At 75.2% G+C, this 16,278-nt stretch carries 17 protein-coding genes; 6 read left to right on the top strand and 11 right to left on the bottom strand.

Annotation, left to right across the window (positions count from 1 at the left end):
- Positions 1 to 31: 31 nt before the first annotated feature.
- Positions 32 to 1,117: a MerR family transcriptional regulator gene (locus AB0398_RS05085; RefSeq protein WP_366372404.1), complete on the top strand. Its 1,086-nt coding sequence runs from the start codon at positions 32 to 34 to the stop codon at positions 1,115 to 1,117.
- Between the two features lie 27 nt (positions 1,118 to 1,144).
- Here AB0398_RS05085 and AB0398_RS05080 read toward each other — a convergent pair whose 3' ends face one another.
- The 4 genes from AB0398_RS05080 to AB0398_RS05065 form a co-directional block, all read right to left on the bottom strand.
- Positions 1,145 to 1,801, bottom strand: coding sequence for an alpha/beta fold hydrolase (locus tag AB0398_RS05080; RefSeq protein ID WP_366372999.1), 657 nt, complete (start codon positions 1,799 to 1,801; stop codon positions 1,145 to 1,147).
- 486 nt (positions 1,802 to 2,287) lie between these two features.
- The gene (locus AB0398_RS05075) at positions 2,288 to 2,980 is read right to left on the bottom strand and encodes a sigma-70 family RNA polymerase sigma factor (RefSeq protein WP_366372403.1); all 693 of its coding nucleotides are present in this window, start codon (positions 2,978 to 2,980) and stop codon (positions 2,288 to 2,290) included.
- Positions 2,981 to 3,150: 170 nt separating this feature from the next.
- Positions 3,151 to 4,524: a deoxyribodipyrimidine photo-lyase gene (locus tag AB0398_RS05070; protein WP_366372402.1), complete on the bottom strand. Its 1,374-nt coding sequence runs from the start codon at positions 4,522 to 4,524 to the stop codon at positions 3,151 to 3,153.
- Between the two features lie 274 nt (positions 4,525 to 4,798).
- The gene (locus AB0398_RS05065; protein ID WP_366372401.1) at positions 4,799 to 6,439 is read right to left on the bottom strand and encodes an SDR family oxidoreductase; all 1,641 of its coding nucleotides are present in this window, start codon (positions 6,437 to 6,439) and stop codon (positions 4,799 to 4,801) included.
- Positions 6,440 to 6,578: 139 nt separating this feature from the next.
- On the opposite strand from AB0398_RS05065, the gene AB0398_RS05060 reads away from it, so the two are divergent.
- From AB0398_RS05060 to AB0398_RS05045, 4 genes are all read left to right on the top strand, one after another.
- Positions 6,579 to 7,070, top strand: coding sequence for a MarR family transcriptional regulator (locus tag AB0398_RS05060; protein WP_366372400.1), 492 nt, complete (start codon positions 6,579 to 6,581; stop codon positions 7,068 to 7,070).
- A 290-nt stretch (positions 7,071 to 7,360) separates the two neighbouring features.
- Positions 7,361 to 9,499 carry an MMPL family transporter gene (locus tag AB0398_RS05055; protein ID WP_366372399.1) on the top strand — a complete coding sequence of 713 codons (2,139 nt, stop codon included), beginning with the start codon at positions 7,361 to 7,363 and terminating at the stop codon, positions 9,497 to 9,499.
- 75 nt (positions 9,500 to 9,574) lie between these two features.
- The gene (locus AB0398_RS05050) at positions 9,575 to 10,165 is read left to right on the top strand and encodes a sigma-70 family RNA polymerase sigma factor (RefSeq protein ID WP_366372398.1); all 591 of its coding nucleotides are present in this window, start codon (positions 9,575 to 9,577) and stop codon (positions 10,163 to 10,165) included.
- Positions 10,165 to 10,920, top strand: coding sequence for an anti-sigma factor (locus AB0398_RS05045; RefSeq protein WP_366372397.1), 756 nt, complete (start codon positions 10,165 to 10,167; stop codon positions 10,918 to 10,920). Before AB0398_RS05050 ends, AB0398_RS05045 begins: the two co-directional genes overlap by 1 nt.
- Before the next feature lie 49 nt (positions 10,921 to 10,969).
- On the opposite strand, the gene AB0398_RS05040 is transcribed toward AB0398_RS05045, so the two are convergent.
- The 6 genes from AB0398_RS05040 to AB0398_RS05015 form a co-directional block, all read right to left on the bottom strand.
- A complete protein-coding gene (locus tag AB0398_RS05040) occupies positions 10,970 to 11,710 on the bottom strand; it encodes a DUF6230 family protein (protein WP_366372396.1) in 741 nt (246 codons plus the stop codon).
- Complete coding sequence (locus AB0398_RS05035; protein ID WP_366372395.1) at positions 11,707 to 12,288, bottom strand: hypothetical protein; 582 nt, start codon at positions 12,286 to 12,288, stop codon at positions 11,707 to 11,709. The genes AB0398_RS05040 and AB0398_RS05035 overlap by 4 nt, the downstream gene beginning before the upstream one ends.
- Before the next feature lie 47 nt (positions 12,289 to 12,335).
- Positions 12,336 to 12,722 carry a DUF6114 domain-containing protein gene (locus AB0398_RS05030; RefSeq protein ID WP_366372394.1) on the bottom strand — a complete coding sequence of 129 codons (387 nt, stop codon included), beginning with the start codon at positions 12,720 to 12,722 and terminating at the stop codon, positions 12,336 to 12,338.
- Entirely contained in the window at positions 12,716 to 13,501 is a 786-nt protein-coding gene (locus tag AB0398_RS05025; RefSeq protein WP_366372393.1) for a DUF6230 family protein, read from the bottom strand. Before AB0398_RS05025 ends, AB0398_RS05030 begins: the two co-directional genes overlap by 7 nt.
- Positions 13,498 to 14,019 (bottom strand): DUF6114 domain-containing protein, encoded by a 522-nt coding sequence (locus tag AB0398_RS05020; RefSeq protein ID WP_366372392.1) that lies wholly within the window; start codon positions 14,017 to 14,019, stop codon positions 13,498 to 13,500. The genes AB0398_RS05025 and AB0398_RS05020 overlap by 4 nt, the downstream gene beginning before the upstream one ends.
- A gap of 155 nt (positions 14,020 to 14,174) precedes the next feature.
- Positions 14,175 to 14,855 (bottom strand): cholesterol esterase, encoded by a 681-nt coding sequence (locus tag AB0398_RS05015; protein ID WP_366372391.1) that lies wholly within the window; start codon positions 14,853 to 14,855, stop codon positions 14,175 to 14,177.
- A gap of 188 nt (positions 14,856 to 15,043) precedes the next feature.
- On the opposite strand from AB0398_RS05015, the gene AB0398_RS05010 reads away from it, so the two are divergent.
- A complete protein-coding gene (locus AB0398_RS05010) occupies positions 15,044 to 15,655 on the top strand; it encodes a TetR family transcriptional regulator (RefSeq protein ID WP_366372390.1) in 612 nt (203 codons plus the stop codon).
- Here AB0398_RS05010 and lepB read toward each other — a convergent pair.
- Positions 15,652 to 16,272 carry a signal peptidase I gene (gene lepB, locus AB0398_RS05005; RefSeq protein ID WP_366372389.1) on the bottom strand — a complete coding sequence of 207 codons (621 nt, stop codon included), beginning with the start codon at positions 16,270 to 16,272 and terminating at the stop codon, positions 15,652 to 15,654. The two genes, AB0398_RS05010 and lepB, sit on opposite strands and share 4 nt — an antisense overlap.
- Positions 16,273 to 16,278: the final 6 nt, after the last annotated feature.

Below are 16,278 nucleotides of genomic sequence, written 5' to 3'. Positions count from 1 at the left end.
TCGCATCGCTTGTGCGTCGTAACCTGGTCGTATGACCGATTCGGCGACGTACGGCCTCACCACCGGAACGGTGGCGCGGCGCCTCGGGGTGTCACCGACCACCCTGCGCTCCTGGGACCGGCGGTACGGGATCGGCCCCGCCGCCCGAGAGGACGGGCGGCACCGGCGCTGGGCCCCGGACGACGTCGCGATGCTGGAGGAGATGTGCCGGCTGACGGCCTCGGGGGCCCCGCCGGCCGAGGCGGCGCGGATCGCGCGGACGGGCAGGACGGAGGTCCCGGACGCGGCCCCCGACACCGCGCCGGGGACACACGTCCGGTTCACGGCCCCGGCCCGTGAACCGGAACAGGAACCGGAACAGAAACCGGAATCGGAACCGGTGGACGAGCGGGAAGCGGGTCCCGGAGGGCCGAGGCCGGCCCGGCAGCCCGGGTCGGGCAACGGGCTGCCGCTCGGCGACGTGCGGCGGGAGTGCCGGGGGCTCGCGCGGGCCGCCGTGCGGCTCGACGGCCCCGCCCTGGACGCGCTGCTCCGGGACGCCGTCGCGGACCACGGGCTCGTCACCGCCTGGGAGGAGGTGATGGCCCCCACCCTGCACGCGGTGGGGCGCAAGTGGGAGTCGTCCGGCGACCGCTACGTCGAGGTGGAGCACCTGCTGTCCTGGCACGTGTCGACCGCGCTCCGGCAGGTCGCGCCCGCCGGACACGGCTCCGTGGCCCCCGTACCGCCGGTGCTCCTGGCCTGTGTGCCCGGCGAACAGCACACCCTGCCGCTCGAAGCGCTGGCGGCGGGGCTCTCCGAGCGCGGTCTGCCGACCCGGATGTTCGGCGCGGCCGTCCCCGCCGAGGCGCTCGACGCCGCCGTGCGGCGCATGGGCCCGGCCGCGGTCGTGCTCTGGTCCCAGGCGCGCTCCACCGCGAACCACGCCCTCGCCCGGCACGTCGCCGGGAGCTCGTTCGGCGTGAAGGGGGCGCGGACGCGTCCGCTGATGCTCCTGGCCGGTCCCGGCTGGGCGGGCCGGACCCCGGAGCCGGGGACGCTGCGCCCGGGCGGTCTGCGGGAGGCGCTCGACGCGCTCTCCCACCACACGGGGGTACGGGCCGCTCCCCCGGTGTGACCGGGCGCGGGGCGGGACCCGGTGGTCTCAGCCGTGCGACAGCAGCGCCGCCGTGAGTTCGGCCGCCCGGCGGTGCCAGAGGTCCGCGCCCCGGAGCATGGCGTGGCCGCCGATCCGCATCGGGATGCCCACCGCGTCGGCGCCCGCCGCCCGGGCCCTGCGGACGAAGTCCCAGGACTCGCGGGCGGAGGTGACGCGGTCGGTCTCGTCGTGGAGCAGGTAGAGGCGCCGGCCGCCGAGGTGCTCGACGGGCTCGCCGGACGGGCACCAGGGCGCGAGGGCGACGACCCCGCGCACCGCCGGGTCGCCGGCGGCGCGGAGCGCGGCGCGGCCGCCCATGGAGTGGCCGAGGAGCACGACGGGCACGGACCCGATCCGCTCCCGGAGGTCGCTCAGGGCGGTCTCGGCGTCCCGGGCGGCGTCCGCGCGCTCGCCGTTCCAGCCGCGGTGGCGGTAGCGGACCTCGGCGACGAGGACGCTCCGGCCCCGGACGGCACGGGTCACGGCGGCGGCGAAGGGGCGCATGCGCAGCGCGGGGAGGTTGAGGGCGGGCGGCGGCTCGGGCCCGTCGGCACGGCCGCCGTGGAGCAGCAGGACGGCCGCGGTGGGCGTGGCGGGGGCCGCGGGGGTGCTGCGGACGAGGAGGGCGCCGGTGCCGGCGCGCCGGGTACGGCAGACGTTCACCGCGCGGCCGTCCCGCCCGCGCGCCGGTGTGCCGGCCGGGGGGGAGAACCCGCTCGCGCGGGCCTCGTGGGCCGCGTGTCCGGGCCGCTGCGTCATGGGGCCTCCAGAAGTCGCTTGCCGCTTCCCAGGACGAGCGGTCCGCTCGTGGCGAGGGGGGAGACGACCGTGAGGGCCGCAGTCTGCCAGGTCTCACGGCCCGCCGGATACGGACCCCGCCGGACGGGGAGGTCCCGGAGCGGTCCGGATGCCGGGCGCCCGGCCGCCCGGACGGGGAGCGGGGCGGTCCGGACCGGCGGACCCGGCGGAGGACGGACCTCGCGCGGGTCATAGAACGTCAGGTCTTCGGGACCGGACGCGGAGCGGGGTACGAAGCCTGATTCGGAACCGCATGCGGAGCGGGGCACGAGGCCCGGTCCGGAACTGCATACGAGGCGGGGTGCGAAGCCCGGTCCGGAACCGCATGCGGAGCGGGGTCCGCGTCCGGTCTCAAGCGGTGGCCGCCTCCGCGACGGTCAGGCTGCGGCGCATCCGCTGGAGGCCCCGGCGCGCGTGGCTCTTGACGGTGCCGAGGGGCATGCCGGTCCGGTGGGCGATCTGCGTCTGCGTCAGGTCCCCGAAGAACGCGAGGGCCAGGACGTCGCGCTGGACGCGCGGCAGGCGGGCGAGTTCGCGGGTGACCACGATCCGGTCGAGGACGTGCTCGGGGCCCTCTCCGGTGCCGTCGGACGGGGGCAGGGCCGCTCCGGCGGCGGCGACGAGGTCGAGCCGGCGGGTGCGGGCGGCGAGGGCGTCGGCGATCTTCCGCCGGGTGATGCCGACCAGCCAGGCGGGCACGGAGCCGCGCTCGGGACGGTAGCCGGCACGGCCGCGCCAGGCGGCGAGGAAGACCTGCTGCGTGACGTCCTCGGCCTCGCGGGGGTCGCCCAGGGCACGGGCGGCCAGGGTGTGCACGAGGCGCGCCCAGCGGTGGTGGGCGAGGACGAGGCAGCGCTCGTCGCCCCGGACCAGCCCCAGGCCGACCTCCGCGTCGGAGAGCCCGAGGGGAAGGTCCGCCTCCCGGTCGGAGAGACCGGTGGGGAGGGCCGCCTCCCCGTCCCGCCGGAGGTCCGCGTGGCGGGCGGTGGCGGTCGGCTCTTCGGCGGGGGCGGGGCCGCGGACGGCCGTACGGGCTGCGTTCATGGCGAAGCTCCTCCTCGCTGGGGCTCCGTGCCCCCGGCTCCCTCAGACTCCGGCCGGAGAGCGAGGTGGAACAACTCGCATCGTTTGTGCGTCGTCTCTTCCCTCCCGGCGCATCGCTTCCCGTTCCGCCCTCCCGACCCTCGTCCCTCGCCCCTCCCGCCCTTCCCGCCCTAGTCCAGGCCCCTGCCGTGCCGGAAGCGGGCGGTGCCGTCGGCGAGTGCGACGAGCGGTTCGGGGTAGTCGTACGCGGCCCTGTCCCGCTCCTTCAGCTTCCAGGGCTCGTGGACCGAGGCGCCGGGGAGGGCGGCGAGTTCGGGGACCCAGCGGCGGACGTAGGCGCCGTCGGGGTCGTAACGCCTGCCCTGGGCGACGGGGTTGAGGACCTTGTTCGGGCGGCTGTCGGCCCCCGTCCCGGCCACCCACTGCCAGTTGAGCTGGTTGTTGGCGAGGTCGCCGTCCACGAGGAGGCTCAGGAAGTGCCGGGCGCCCTCCCGCCAGTCGAGGTAGAGCGTCTTGGTGAGGAAGGAGGCGGTGATCAGCCGGCCCCTGTTGTGCATCCAGCCCTCGTGGGCGAGTTGGCGCAGGGCGGCGTCCACCACGGGGTAGCCGGTGCGGCCCTCCCGCCAGGCCCGCAGGTCCGCCTCGGCCGCCGCGCCCCGCCGCCAGCGGTCGTGCCGGGGCCGGTAGTCCTCGGTGACGATCCCGGGCCGCGCGGAGAGCATCTGGCGGTGGAAGTCCCGCCAGCACAACTGCCGGACGAAGGCCTCGGCGCCCGGGCCGCCCCGGGCGCGGGCCCGGTGGACGGCCTCGGTGGCCGAGAGCGCGCCGAAGTGGAGGTACGGGGAGAGGCGCGAGGTGGTGTCGCCGGCGAGGTCGTCGTGGCCCGTCTCGTAGGCGTCGGCGTGCCGGGACAGCCAGGCGCCGAGCCTGCGCCGGCCCGTACTCTCGCCGCCCCTGGCCAGGCCCTCGGACACGTCCGACACGGCGGCGCGCGACGGCGGTTCGTCGGAGCGCAGGCCGTCCGGCACCCGTACCGCCCGGGGGGCCGCCAGGGGCGACCGGAGCTGTTCGCCCGACCAGCGCCGGAAGTACGGGGTGAAGACCGCGAAGTGGTCGGAGCCCTGCGGGGTGACGTCGCCGGGCGGCACGGCGGTGGTCACGGCGTCGTGCACGTAGAGGCGGCGCCCGTCGGACTCCAGGGCGTCCCGCAGCCGTTCCTCGCGGGCCCGGGCGAAGGACGAGTGGTCGGCGGCCATGTGGACCTCGTCGGCGTCGGACTGCCGCACCACGCCGCACACTTCGGCCACGGTGTCGCCCCCGCGCACGACGAGCCGCCCGCCGCGCCGCCGCAGTCCGGCGTCGAGGTCGGCCAGGCAGTCTGCGAGGAAGGCGAGCCGGTTCGGCGCGGCGAACCCGGCCCGGTCGACGGCGGGGTCGCGGACGAACAGCGGGACGACCTCGTCCGCCGCGTCCACGGCGGCGCGCAGGGGCGGATGGTCGTGCACCCGGAGGTCGGAGGTGAAGAGGACGACGGAGACGGTCATGACGCCTGTTCCTGGGGTTCGGCCACCGGGTGGTGCGCCGGTGGGCCGGACGTCACCCGGTGGACTGGGGCCGGGGCGCGGTCGCGCCCGCGGCACGACGGGGCCGTGCCGCGACACGGCGGTGCCCGCGGTGCGTCCGGGTCCGCGGTACGGCGGTGCGGTGCCGCGGGGACGGCCGCGCCTGCGGTACGGCTGTGCCGCTCTTCTTCTTCCTGCGCCCCGCGTACGGATGCGGAGGGGGCGCGCCGTCCACGGGCGGGCGGGCGGCCGCCGTTCAGCCGCGGGGCGGCGCTTCCCCCGCGTGGACCGGCACGTCCCCGGTGCGGACGGCCGGCGCGGGTTCACCGGCCGCCGCCCGCTCCGCCGTGCGGGCGATGTTCCTCGCCATGCCGCCGAAGACGACGGCGTGGAACGGCGCCACGCTCCACCAGTAGAGCTGTCCGGCGAGTCCGCGCGGGTGGAACAGGGCGCGCTGGCGGTAGCGGGTCCGCCCCGCCTCGTCCCGTTCGGAGCGCATCTCCAGCCAGGCGAGCCCGGGGAGCCGCATCTCGGCGCGCAGCCGGAGCAGGCTCCCCCGCTCGATCTCCTCGACCCGCCAGAAGTCGAGCGCGTCGCCGACCCGGAGCCGCTGGGCGTCGCGGCGGCCCCGGCGCAGGCCCACGCCGCCGGAGAGCCGGTCGAGCCAGCCGCGCACGGCCCAGGCCAGCGGGAAGGAGTACCAGCCGTTCTCGCCGCCGATCCCCTCGACGACCTTCCAGAGGGTCTCCGGCGGGGCGTCGACGGTCCGTTCGCGTTCGTCGGTGTAGAGGCTGCCGCCGGCCCAGTCGGGGTCGGTGGGCAGCGGGTCGCTGGGCGCTCCGGGCAGCGAGGCGGAGGACCACCGGGTGGTGACCTTGGCCTCCTGGACCCGCTGGAGGGCGAGTTCGAGGGCGCGGTCGAAGGAGAGCGGGGTGCCGGGCGGATCGGGGACGTACTCCGCGATGTCGTGCTCGGCGCAGACCACCTCGTACCGCAGCGACTCCGCGAGCGGGCGGGCCAGGCCGGCGGGGACGGGCGTGACGAGTCCGATCCAGTGGCTGGACAGGCCGGGGGTGAGCATCGGCACGGACATGATGAGGCGCTTGGGCAGCCCGGCGACCTCCGCGTACTTGATCATCATGTCGCGGTAGGTGAGGACGTCCGGGCCGCCGACGTCGAAGGTCCGGTTGACGTCCGCGGGCATGTCCGCGCTGCCGACGAGGTAGCGCAGCACGTCGCGGACGGCGATGGGCTGGACGTGCGTCCTGACCCAGCTCGGCGTCAGCATCACGGGGAGCCGCTCGGTGAGGTAGCGGAGCATCTCGAAGGAGGCGGAGCCGGAGCCGATGACGACGGCGGCGCGCAGCACGGTCGTGGGGACGCCGGAGTCGAGCAGGATCCTGCCGACCTCGGCCCGTGAGCGCAGGTGCGGGGAGAGTTCGCCCTCCGGTACGCCCGCCGGGGTGAGGCCGCCCAGGTAGACGATCCGGCGGACCCCGGCGGCGCGGGCCTCCTCGGCGAAGGTCCGGGCCGCGCGCCGGTCCTTCTCCTCGAAGTCCCGGCCGGACCCGAGGGAGTGCACCAGGTAGTAGGCCACGTCCACGCCCTCGAACGCGGGCTTCAGGGTGGCCGCGTCGGTGACGTCGCCCTTGACGACCTCGGCCCGGTCCGCCCAGGGGTAGTCGCGGAGGTTGGCGGGGGTGCGGGCCAGACAGCGCACGCGGTGACCGGCGTCGAGCAGCTCGGGGACGAGCCGGCCGCCGATGTAGCCGCCGGCCCCGGTCACCAGGCAGAGACCGGGGCCGGGGCCGGAATCGGAGCCGGACGGTCCTTCGGGCGCCGCGTCGGGCGGACCGTCCGGCGTCGGGTCGGGCGTGGCCCTGGGGTGCGTCGCCATGGCAGGGGGTGCTCCGTTCCGTCCCGGGTGCGTGCGTGCCGGGACCCGCGCGGAACGGGTCCCCCGTCGATTCTTCTCCCTGTCTTCCTCCGCCGCGGCCCGGACGGATGCGGGAGGACGGGGTCTATAGGCTGAACGCGTGGCCCGCGAAGAAGACCGAGACGTTCCCGCCGCCCCTCCGGGCGCGGCCGGTGACCTGCACAGTTTCGCCGTCGCGCTGCGCCGGACGCAGGGCGAGATCAACCGCCTGGTGCACGGTTTCGCCCAGGCGCAGGGGCTGCACCCCACGGACGTGCAGGCCCTGGCCGTCGTCCTGGACAGCCCCGAGCCGCTGACGCCGGGGCGGCTCCGGGAGCACCTGGGGCTGACCTCCGGCGCGGTGACGGCCTGTCTGGACCGGCTGGAGAGGGCCGGTCACATCCGCAGGTCCCGGGAGAGCGCCGACCGGCGTGTGGTGCACGTGCACTACGAGGACGGGGCGAGGGCGGCGGCCCGGCGCTACTTCCTACCGCTCGCGGAGGCGACAGCCCGGGCGCGGGACCGGTTCGACGACGACGAACTCGCGGCGGCCCTGCGCTTCCTGAACGTCCTGAACGACGAACTGGGCGCCCTGCGCGTACCGCGCCGCTGAGACGGGCGGGTCGCTGGAACGAGCCCGCCGCGAGGCGAGCCCGCCCCGAGAACGGGTCGCAGGACGAGCCCGTCGCGAAACGCGCGCGTCACGAAACGAGCGGCTGCTCCGAACGGGTGCATCCGCGGGGCCCGCCACCGCGGAAGGTCCCACGAGAGCACGCGTACGTGGTGTTCCGTGGCATCCGATCGCCCGTTCCGGGTACCCGGTCGTCCGGCCCTCCCCGGAGTGGTACACACTTCTCTCAATCATTGAGATTGTTAATGGTCAAGTCATAGTTCGGAGACCCGATGCCCCGCGCCCCCCGCCGGACCCGCTTCCTCGTCCCGCTGGTCCTGCTCCTCGTCTGGCTCGCCGTCGGCGGCGGCCTCGGCCCCTTCGCCGGCCGGCTCGGCGAGGTCTCCACCAACGACCAGGCGGCCTTCCTGCCGCGCAGCGCCGAGTCCACCGAGGTCATCGAGGCCCAGAAGGCCTTCCGCACCTCGGAGTCCGTGCCCGCGATCGTGGTGTGGACCGCGAAGGACGGCGGGACCCTGGACCCCGGTTCGGCCGCCGAAGCGACGCGGGCCCTCGCCGCGCTCTCCGGCCGCCCGGGAGTCGCCGGACCGCCCTCCCCCGCCCTGGCGTCCGAGGACGGGAAGGCGCTGCGGGCCGTCGTGCCGCTCCGGCCCGACCTCGGCGACACCCTGCCGGACACGCTCGACTCGGTGCGGGAGGCCGCGGCCCCGGTGCCCGGGACGACCGTGTGGCTCGCGGGCCCCGCCGCGACCCAGGCCGACCTCTCCGGCGCCTTCTCCGGCATCGACGGGCTGCTCCTCGGCGTCGCCCTGATCGCGGTGCTGCTGATCCTGCTCGTCGTCTACCGCAGCGTCCTGCTGCCCCTGATGATCATCGTGGGCGCGGTCTTCGCCCTCGGCCTGGCCTGCGCGATCGTGTACGTGCTCGCCGACGCCGACCTGGTCAGGGTCGACGGCCAGGTGCAGGGCATCCTGTCCATCCTGGTGATCGGCGCCGCGACCGACTACGCGCTGCTGCTCGCCGCCCGCTACCGGGAGGAGCTCACCGCCCCGGGCGCCGACCGCTTCGCCGCCATGCGCAAGGCCCTGCGCCGCTCCGTCGAGCCGATCGTCGCCAGCGCCGCCACCGTCGCCCTCGCGCTGATCGCCCTGCTCGCCAGCGACCTGTCCAACAACCGGGCGCTCGGCCCGGTCGGCGCCATCGGCATCGTCTGCGCCGTGGTCAGCGCGCTCACCTTCCTCCCGGCGGCCCTGGTCCTCACCGGCCGCGCCGCCTACTGGCCGGCCCGTCCGAAGACGCTCCCCGAGGGCGCGGACCCCGAGGCCCCCCGGGGCGGTCAGGCCCTCTGGCACCGCATCGCCGGCGTGGTCGACCGCGCGCCCCGCAAGGTGTGGGCGATCACCCTCGCCGGCCTCCTGGCCTGCGCCGCCTTCGCGCCCATGCTGAACTCCCGGGGCGTCCCCTTCGACGAGATCTTCGTGAACGACGCGCCGTCCGTCGCCGCGCAGGAGACCCTCGGCCGCCACTTCCCCGGCGGCGCGGGCAACCCCGCCGTGATCATCGCCGACGCCGGGGCGGCGACCCGCGTGGCCGCCGCCGCGGGGGACGTCGAGGGCGTCGACTCGGCGTTCCCGGTGGACGCGACGGGCCGCCCGGCCCCCGGGAAGCCGCTCGTCGTCGACGGCCGGGTCCGGATCGACGCCACCCTCGCCGACGCGGCCGACAGCGACGCGGCGCGCGAGACGCTCGCCCGGCTCCGCACCGCCGTGCACGCGGTCCCCGGGTCGGACGCCCTGGTGGGCGGCTCGACGGCGCAGCAGTACGACACCCAGCGCACCGCCGCCCGGGACCGCGCGCTCATCGTCCCGGTGGTCCTGGCGATCATCCTGGTGATCCTGGTGGCGCTGCTGCGCTCCCTCGTGCTGCCGCTGCTCCTGGTGGCCACGGTGGCGCTCAACTTCGCCGCCACCCTGGGCGTCTCGGCGCTCGTCTTCGAGCACGTCCTCGGCTTCACCGGCACGGACTCCTCGGTGCCGCTGTACGGCTTCGTCTTCCTGGTGGCGCTCGGGGTCGACTACAACATCTTCCTGATGTCCCGGGTCCGCGAGGAGACGCTGCGCCACGGGGTCCGCGAGGGCGTCCGCATCGGTCTGACCGCGACCGGCGGCGTGATCACCTCGGCGGGCGTGGTGCTCGCGGCGACCTTCGCGGCGCTCGGCGTGATCCCGCTGGCGTTCCTCGTGCAGATCGCGTTCATCGTGGCCTTCGGCGTGCTGCTCGACACCCTGGTGGTCCGGTCGCTCCTGGTCCCGGCGCTCGTCCGCGACCTCGGCCCGAAGGCCTGGTGGCCGGGGGCGCTGAGCCGCCTCCCGAAGGAGGGAGGGACCGCACCGGACCACTCGCGGAACTGACCAATCCCCCGGGGCCGCCGCTCCGAACACCCCCAGGAGCAGCGCACCCGAGGCCACGCAGGAGGGCACAGGCGGATGAGAGAGCACGCACGCGTCGGAGGCGGTCCGGTCCCGGACCGCGGCGACGGACTGCCCGAGCTGATGGTCCGGGTGGCCCGGGGGGACCAGGACGCCTTCGCCGGGGTCTTCGACCGGGTCTCCGGCCCCGTCCTGGGCGTGGTCCGCTCGGTGCTGCGCGATCCGGCGCAGTCCGAGGAGGTGACGCAGGAGGTGATGGTCGACCTCTGGCGCTCCGCCGCCCGCTACCGGCCGGACCGGGGCTCCGTCCTGAACTGGGCGCTGACCCTCGCCCACCGCCGGGCCGTGGACCGGGTGCGCTCCGAGCAGGCCGCCTCGGACCGCGCCCGGCGGGTCGCGCTGCTCGACCACAGTCCCGCGTACGACGAGGTGACCGAGGAGGTGGAGAGCCGTCTGGACCGCGAGCGGGTACGGCGCTGTCTGCAGGGCCTCACCGAACGCCAGCGGCAGTCCGTCACCCTGGCCTACTACCGCGGTCTGACCTACCGTGAGGTCGCGGAGCTGCTCTCGCTCCCCCTGGGGACCGTGAAGACACGTATGCGCGACGGGCTCATCCGGCTCCGCGACTGCCTGGGGGTGACCGCGTGATGACCACCGACGAGCTGCACACGCTGACCGGTGCCTACGTCCTCGACGCCCTGGAGACGGACGAGGAGCGGGAGGCCGTCGAACGGCACCTCGCCCAGTGCGACCCGTGCGCGCACGAGGTCCGCGAGCTCTCCGAGACGACCGCGCGCCTCGGCCTCGCCGTCGCCGCGCCGGTCGATCCGGCCCTGCGCGCCGAGGTCCTGCGCCGGATCCCGGACGTCCGTCAGCTGCCGCCCCCGACCCGGTCCGTGGGCCGGTCCGCGGGCGGCCTCGGAGGGCTGCGGCGGCTGCCCCGCTGGGCGCTCGCCGCCTCGGTCGCCGGTCTGGTGGCGCTCGGCGGCGTCGCGGGCTGGCAGTACGAGCGCGCGGAGGAGGCCGACCGGCGCGCGGCCGTCGCGGAGGAGCGCGCGGAGGCCGTCGCGGCCGTCCTCGCCGCGCCCGACGCCCGGGTCTCCACGGCCCGGCTCGCGGACGGCGCGGTGGGCACCCTCGTCCACTCCCCGTCCCTGGACCGGGCGGTGTTCGCCGCGGCGGGGATGCCGGCGCCGCCGCCCGGGAAGGTCTACCAGCTCTGGTACGACGACTCCGGGACGATGCGGTCCGCCGGTCTGATGACGCCGGACGCGGAGACCTCGACGGTCCTCCTGGAGGGGCCGGCGAACCGCTCGGCCGGCATCGGCATCACCGTGGAGCCGGAGGGCGGCTCGCCCCGCCCGACCTCGGACCCGGTGGCGACGATGGCGATGCCGGCCTGACGGCGCGGGGCGCGGCGGCCACGGCCCGGGGGCGGCCGCCGCGTCCCGTTCACGGCGTTCCGGGCGTCCCGGTGGGCGCCGGGGGCGCCGGGCAGGCCACCGAGCCGGGCTTCACGGACAGCTTGAGCTTCGGGGTGGTGAGGAGGCCCGGGAGCTGGAAGTCCTGGGCGGTGCCCGTGATCCGGTCGAACTTGGCGTAGCGCGCCTGGATGCCGAAGCGGTGCTGGGGGCTGCTCAGCGGGTTGTCCACGTACGCCCCGGAGGCGTCCTTGACGGTCTTCACGTCGGCGCCGTTGGTGTTGAGGTCGACGATGCCGTCCATGTCGAGCACGCCGGTGGCGTTCTTGAGGTCGAGGACGGTGTTCTTGGTCCTGATCTCCCAGGAGCCGGGGTTGTCGTCGCCGAGGACCAGCATCAGGGTGTACGTGGCTCCGCCGATCTGCTGCTTCTGGCTCAGGCACAGGCCGTTGATCATGCCGTCCGCGAAGCCCATGCGGAGCACCCGCACGGTCCCGCCCGAGCCGTCGGGCCGCACGACGGCCTGGTCGACGACGGCGGCGCCGTACTGCGTCCCGTACAGGCTGCTGGTGGTGAAGTCGACGGGCCGGTCCTGGATCTTGAGGCCGACAGCGAGGGCCCCGCTCGCCATGGCGGTCCCGAGGCCGCCGGCGGCGAGGAGCGCGGGGACGGCGACGGCGAGGGACTGGCGCCAGTGGGTGCGGCCCTCCTCCGGAGCGGCTTCCCCCGGGCCGGTCACGTGTCCTTCCGGGCTGTGGCGTTCGGGGCTCATGGCGAGGTCACCGTGATGGTTCCGGGGAGGTGGACGGGGTTGTCGGTGGAGTTGAGGGCCGCGTGGTCGTCGACGGTCCGGATGGCGTAGATGTCCCCGGCGAAGTCCTCGGCCCCGGCGGTGAGCGGGATGAGGGAGCCGAAGAAGTCGAGGAGGCCCTGCACCCCGCAGATCTTGACGAGGACGCGGAGGCAGACGTTGGTGATGTTCCCCCACATCGTCGTCGTCTCGGGCTTCCCCGCGCTGTCGTAGCCGCCGAGCGAGCCCTCGTTCGGCACGTCGATGGTGACGGTGTGGCCGTTCGCCCTCTGGACCACGTTCATGTGCGAGCGGATCTTGAGCTTGGTGAAGGTGTACTGGTTGGTGATCCGGGTCGTGCCGTCGGAGAGCCGGATGGTGACGTTCTTGTCGACGGTCAGCGAGACGGCGACCATGCTGTCGATGGTGACGCGCAGCGGGTCCGGGGCGGGCAGGAAGGGGACGCCGAGCGGCTGGACCGCGGCGGGCGCCCCCGAGGCGCTGCCCGGCTGCCCCGACCAGACGGCGGTGGCGACGGCGAGCACCAGGGAGGTGCTCACGGCCAGCGACTTCCGCCGCGCCCCGCCCCCTCCGCGCGGCCGGGCCGTCACCCTTCCACCGCCCTGCGGCGCGGGCGTTTGGCTCCCCAGCCCACCATCATGGAGCCGCCGAGGACGCCGAGCGCCATGCCGAGCAGGAAGCCGCCCAGGTTGGAGACGACGAGCGAGACGACGGCGAGGACCGCGCCGATGAGTCCGAAGGTGTACCGCTGGGCGGGCAGCGCCATCGGGATGAGGCCGCACAGGATCATCCCGCCGCCGACGAGGTAGCCGGCGATCCCCCCGAAGCCCGTGCTCACGATCAGCTGGAGCGAGCTGAGGGAGAACTTGAGGACGGTCCAGCCGCCGGCGACCAGCCACACCCCGCCCCAGAAGGGGCGGGTGCGGCGGAAGGACCCGAACCACGCCCACGCGGTCCGCACCCGGCTCAGCACGTCGTCGCCGATCCGGGCACGACCTTGATCTTCAGGTCGGGCAGGACGAGCGCGCCCGCCATCTCGGCGTCGTACGAGGTGGCGTTGAGGCCGTGCAGCTTGATGGAGCTGCCGCCCTCGCCGCCCGCCGAGCCGAGTCCGAAGCCGCCGGGCTGCGCGCCCGTGAGGGGCTTGCCGGCGACGGTGACCTGGTCGGCGGACTGGCCGAGCACCGCGTTCTGGAGGGTGGTGGGCCCGTACGCCTGGAGTTCGGTGGCCTGGATGTAGAGGTTCGAGGCGTCGATGTCGGTGGTGAAGGTCCCGGGCGGGGTGGCCGTCACCTTCTGACCGCCGGTCAGGAGCAGCGAGTACGGGACGCCGGCGATCTTCTGGTGGACGATCCCGCACAGTCCGGCGAGCCCGGCGCTCGCGAAACCGACGCGCGCCATGGCGGTGTTGGTGGTCGTGGTGCCGTCCGGGCGTCCGACGGCGGGGGTGTTGACGATGGCGCCGAAGCCGCTGCCCTGGACGCCGTTGGAGGTCAGGGTGAAGGGCTCGCCGGTGACGCTGAAGTTGGCGGCCAGCGCCCCCTGGGCGAGCGCCGTGCCGAGGGCCCCGATGGCCAGGGCCGAGGGGACGAAGGCGAGGGCGCCGCGTCCCCAGCGGGTGCCGCGGCGGGTGTCGTCGGCGGCCTCGGCCAGCATCCGGGTGTTCCAGTCGGCGGCGGCGCGGGCGCCGGCCGTGTGCACCCGGGTGAAGGACTTGCCGAGCCCGAGGGCTCCGGAGAAGAGGTGGTTCATGCGGATCCGCTCCCAACGGGCACGGGGGGTACGGGGGTTTCGGCGGCCTTCCGGTGACGGCGGAGGAGACCGCCGGTCCGCCCGGCGGGCTTCTCGGGGAGCCAGGCGAAGGCCATGGAGCCGCCGAGGACCGAGAGGACCATGCCGACGAAGAGGCCGCCGAGGTTCGACAGCGGGAAGGAGGCGACGCCCGCGATGACCGCGAGCACGCCGGCGGTGTGGCGCTGGCTCGGCAGCAGGAGGATGAGCAGGGCCATCGCCATGAGGACGACCCCGCCCGCCATGCCCGCGATCCCGCCGACGCCGACCTGGAGGATCTTGCCGAGGGGGGCCATCGGCAGGAAGAAGATGACGAAGCCGCCGATCCCGGTCCAGACGGCCGCCCAGAAGGGCCGGGTGCGGCGCCACTGGCGGAACGCCGCGAGCGCGCCGCGCGGGCGCGCGGTCCCCTCGGCGGAGGCGGGCTCCCCGGCCGGCCGGGTCGGCTCGGGCGGGTCGGTCGGCGGATCGGTGCTCATGGAGGCCTCGCAGCGGCGGTTCGGGGAGGGACGGGAGGGGTGCGGGGGCGGGGGCCCCGCGTCTCCGGAAGGACCGGAAGGACCCGGAGGGTCCGGAGGGTTCCGGAAGGCGCGGGGCCCCGGCCGGTGGCGGCGGTGCGCCGGGGCCGTACGGCTCAGCAGCCCTTGTCGCCGTGGGCGATGCCGATCGCCAGGTCGGGCAGGGTGATCGCGCCGGAGATCGTGGCGGCGTTGGCGTCGGCGTTGAGGTTCTTGATGTCCGTCCGGCCGCCGGTGGCGTCCAGGCCGAACTGGCCCGGGGTGCCGTCGGTGATGCCGGTGCTCTTGATCCCGGCGCTGTCGGCGGCGGCGCCGATGACGTTCGGGCTGCCGTCGGCGGCGTGCAGGGTGGCCGTCGACGCCTTGAGCGCCTGGGCGTCGAGGACCAGCTTGTTCGCCTGGAGCCCGGCACCGGCCACGAGCTGCTCGCTGGTGAGCGGGGTCGCGGCGGCCGGCGAGGAGATGTTGAGCGACCAGGTGCCGAGGCTGCCGATCACCGGGAGGTTGACCGACTGGACGGCGTGGACGCAGATGCCGTCCAGGCCCGCCTTGGCGAGTCCGACCTCGGCGGCGCCCTTCGGCCCGCCCGCGTCGACGGTGTGCATGACCGCGCCGATGCCCTGCGGCGCGGCCACCGTCTTGGAGCTGAGGGTGAAGGGGACGCTCGTCAGCGAGAGGTTCGCGGCGAGGGCGCCCTGCACCATCGCCGTGGCCATGGCGCCGATCGCCACGGTGGCCGGCAGGGCCAGGACCGCCGATCTGCGCCAGCGGGTGACCCCTCTGGTCTCTTCCTGCATGTGCTCTCCAACCGTCGTCCCGCACGCGGCGTGCGGGTGGGGGTGTGAACACAGCCGTGCGTCCTCGGCCGGATGGTCGGAGACGGATGACACTTTGCGGCTGCTTGTTCGAGAATTGGACACTCTCTTATTGAGTGTCAACACTTCGGACAATCCTGGGAAGAATTCCTCTGGACTAGGCTTGCCCGATGCCACGGTTCAGGGAGACGGTCCGGACACTGCTGCGCGAACGCCTGCTCGACGCGGCGTACGAGGCGGTCGCGGAGCGCGGCTTCGACAAGCTGCGCATGGCCCACCTGGCCGGCGCGGTCGGCGTCAGCCGGCAGACGCTGTACTCGGAGTTCCCCTCCAAGGAGGCGGTCGGCGAGGCCCTGTTCCAGCGCGAGCTGGAGCGCTGCCTCGTCGGCATCCAGGCGGGCCTGGACGCGCACCGGGACGACCTGCGCGCGGCCGTCGAGGCCGCCGTCGGCTTCACGCTCACGCTGGCCGGCCGGAACCCCCTGATCAGGGCCATGCTGACGAGCACCGGCGAGGACGGGCTGCTCCCCTATCTGACGACCCGGTCGGCGGCGGCGTTCGCCACGGCCACGGCCATGGCCGACGCGTACGTCACGGAGGCCTGGCCCACCGTCGATCCGGTGGCACGCGAACTGGCCGTGGACGCGGCGGTGCGGCTGACCGCGAGTCACATCGTGCAGGCCACGGCCTCCCCGGAGGAGTCGGCCCGGCGCGTCGCGGACACGGTGGTCAGGATCGCCCTGAGCACCGGCCGCGAGAAGCTTCCGTCGCACGCCCCCTAGGAGCCGCGCCAGGGACTCGGTCCCCGGTACTCCTCCAGGACGGGCCGGTTGCCGATGTCCGGGGACGAGGAGACGGGGAAGGCGCGCACGCCGACCCTCCCCTCGATCCGGTCGATCTCGCCCCAGCCGTACGCCCGCGAGTCGTCCGACAGGTCGGGGTTGTCGCCCAGGTAGAAGAACGCCCCCTCGGGCACGGTCCGCAGTTCGGCCCGCGCCGAGCGGGAGCCCTCCGGGGTGCAGCAGGCGCCCGTGCGGTGGGCCTGCGCGGCCCACTGGGGCGCCGCCACCCGGTACAGGGGCCCCTTGCCGCCCTCCTGGAGCAGGACGCGGAAGGGCTCGTCCGGCGTGGAGACGATCGCGACCCGGTCGCCGGGGAGTCCGATCACCCGCTTGACCAGGAGGGCGTCCTTGCCGGTGGCCCGCAGCAGCACCACGTCGAACCGGCGCGCCTCCCCTGCGGAGCCGGGGGCGGCGAGAACGCGGTCGCCCTGGTGGAGGGTGGGGGCCATGCTGGTGCCGTCGACCCGGATGCCGAGGGCGGTGACGGCCACTCCGGCGAGGAGGCAGAGCAGGACTCCGGTCCCGAGGACGGCGCCGGCCGCCCGGCGCGCCTTCACGGGCGT

This window comes from Streptomyces sp. NPDC086147, from assembly GCF_040702165.1.
Taxonomy (GTDB): domain Bacteria; phylum Actinomycetota; class Actinomycetes; order Streptomycetales; family Streptomycetaceae; genus Streptomyces.
The sequence above is the reverse complement of the archived record's forward strand: the minus strand, read 5'-3'. Positions and strand labels throughout refer to the sequence as shown.

Excerpts from the sequence above, each read along its gene's own strand:
- AB0398_RS05085 (WP_366372404.1), top strand. The coding sequence starts at position 32 with ATGACCGATTCGGCGACGTACGGCCTCACCACCGGAACGGTGGCGCGG.
- AB0398_RS05075 (WP_366372403.1), bottom strand. The coding sequence starts at position 2,980 with ATGAACGCAGCCCGTACGGCCGTCCGCGGCCCCGCCCCCGCCGAAGAG.
- AB0398_RS05070 (WP_366372402.1), bottom strand. The coding sequence starts at position 4,524 with ATGACCGTCTCCGTCGTCCTCTTCACCTCCGACCTCCGGGTGCACGAC.
- AB0398_RS05065 (WP_366372401.1), bottom strand. The coding sequence starts at position 6,439 with ATGGCGACGCACCCCAGGGCCACGCCCGACCCGACGCCGGACGGTCCG.
- AB0398_RS05055 (WP_366372399.1), top strand. The coding sequence starts at position 7,361 with ATGCCCCGCGCCCCCCGCCGGACCCGCTTCCTCGTCCCGCTGGTCCTG.
- AB0398_RS05050 (WP_366372398.1), top strand. The coding sequence starts at position 9,575 with ATGAGAGAGCACGCACGCGTCGGAGGCGGTCCGGTCCCGGACCGCGGC.
- AB0398_RS05045 (WP_366372397.1), top strand. The coding sequence starts at position 10,165 with ATGACCACCGACGAGCTGCACACGCTGACCGGTGCCTACGTCCTCGAC.
- AB0398_RS05040 (WP_366372396.1), bottom strand. The coding sequence starts at position 11,710 with ATGAGCCCCGAACGCCACAGCCCGGAAGGACACGTGACCGGCCCGGGG.
- AB0398_RS05025 (WP_366372393.1), bottom strand. The coding sequence starts at position 13,501 with ATGAACCACCTCTTCTCCGGAGCCCTCGGGCTCGGCAAGTCCTTCACC.
- AB0398_RS05020 (WP_366372392.1), bottom strand. The coding sequence starts at position 14,019 with ATGAGCACCGATCCGCCGACCGACCCGCCCGAGCCGACCCGGCCGGCC.
- AB0398_RS05015 (WP_366372391.1), bottom strand. The coding sequence starts at position 14,855 with ATGCAGGAAGAGACCAGAGGGGTCACCCGCTGGCGCAGATCGGCGGTC.
- AB0398_RS05010 (WP_366372390.1), top strand. The coding sequence starts at position 15,044 with ATGCCACGGTTCAGGGAGACGGTCCGGACACTGCTGCGCGAACGCCTG.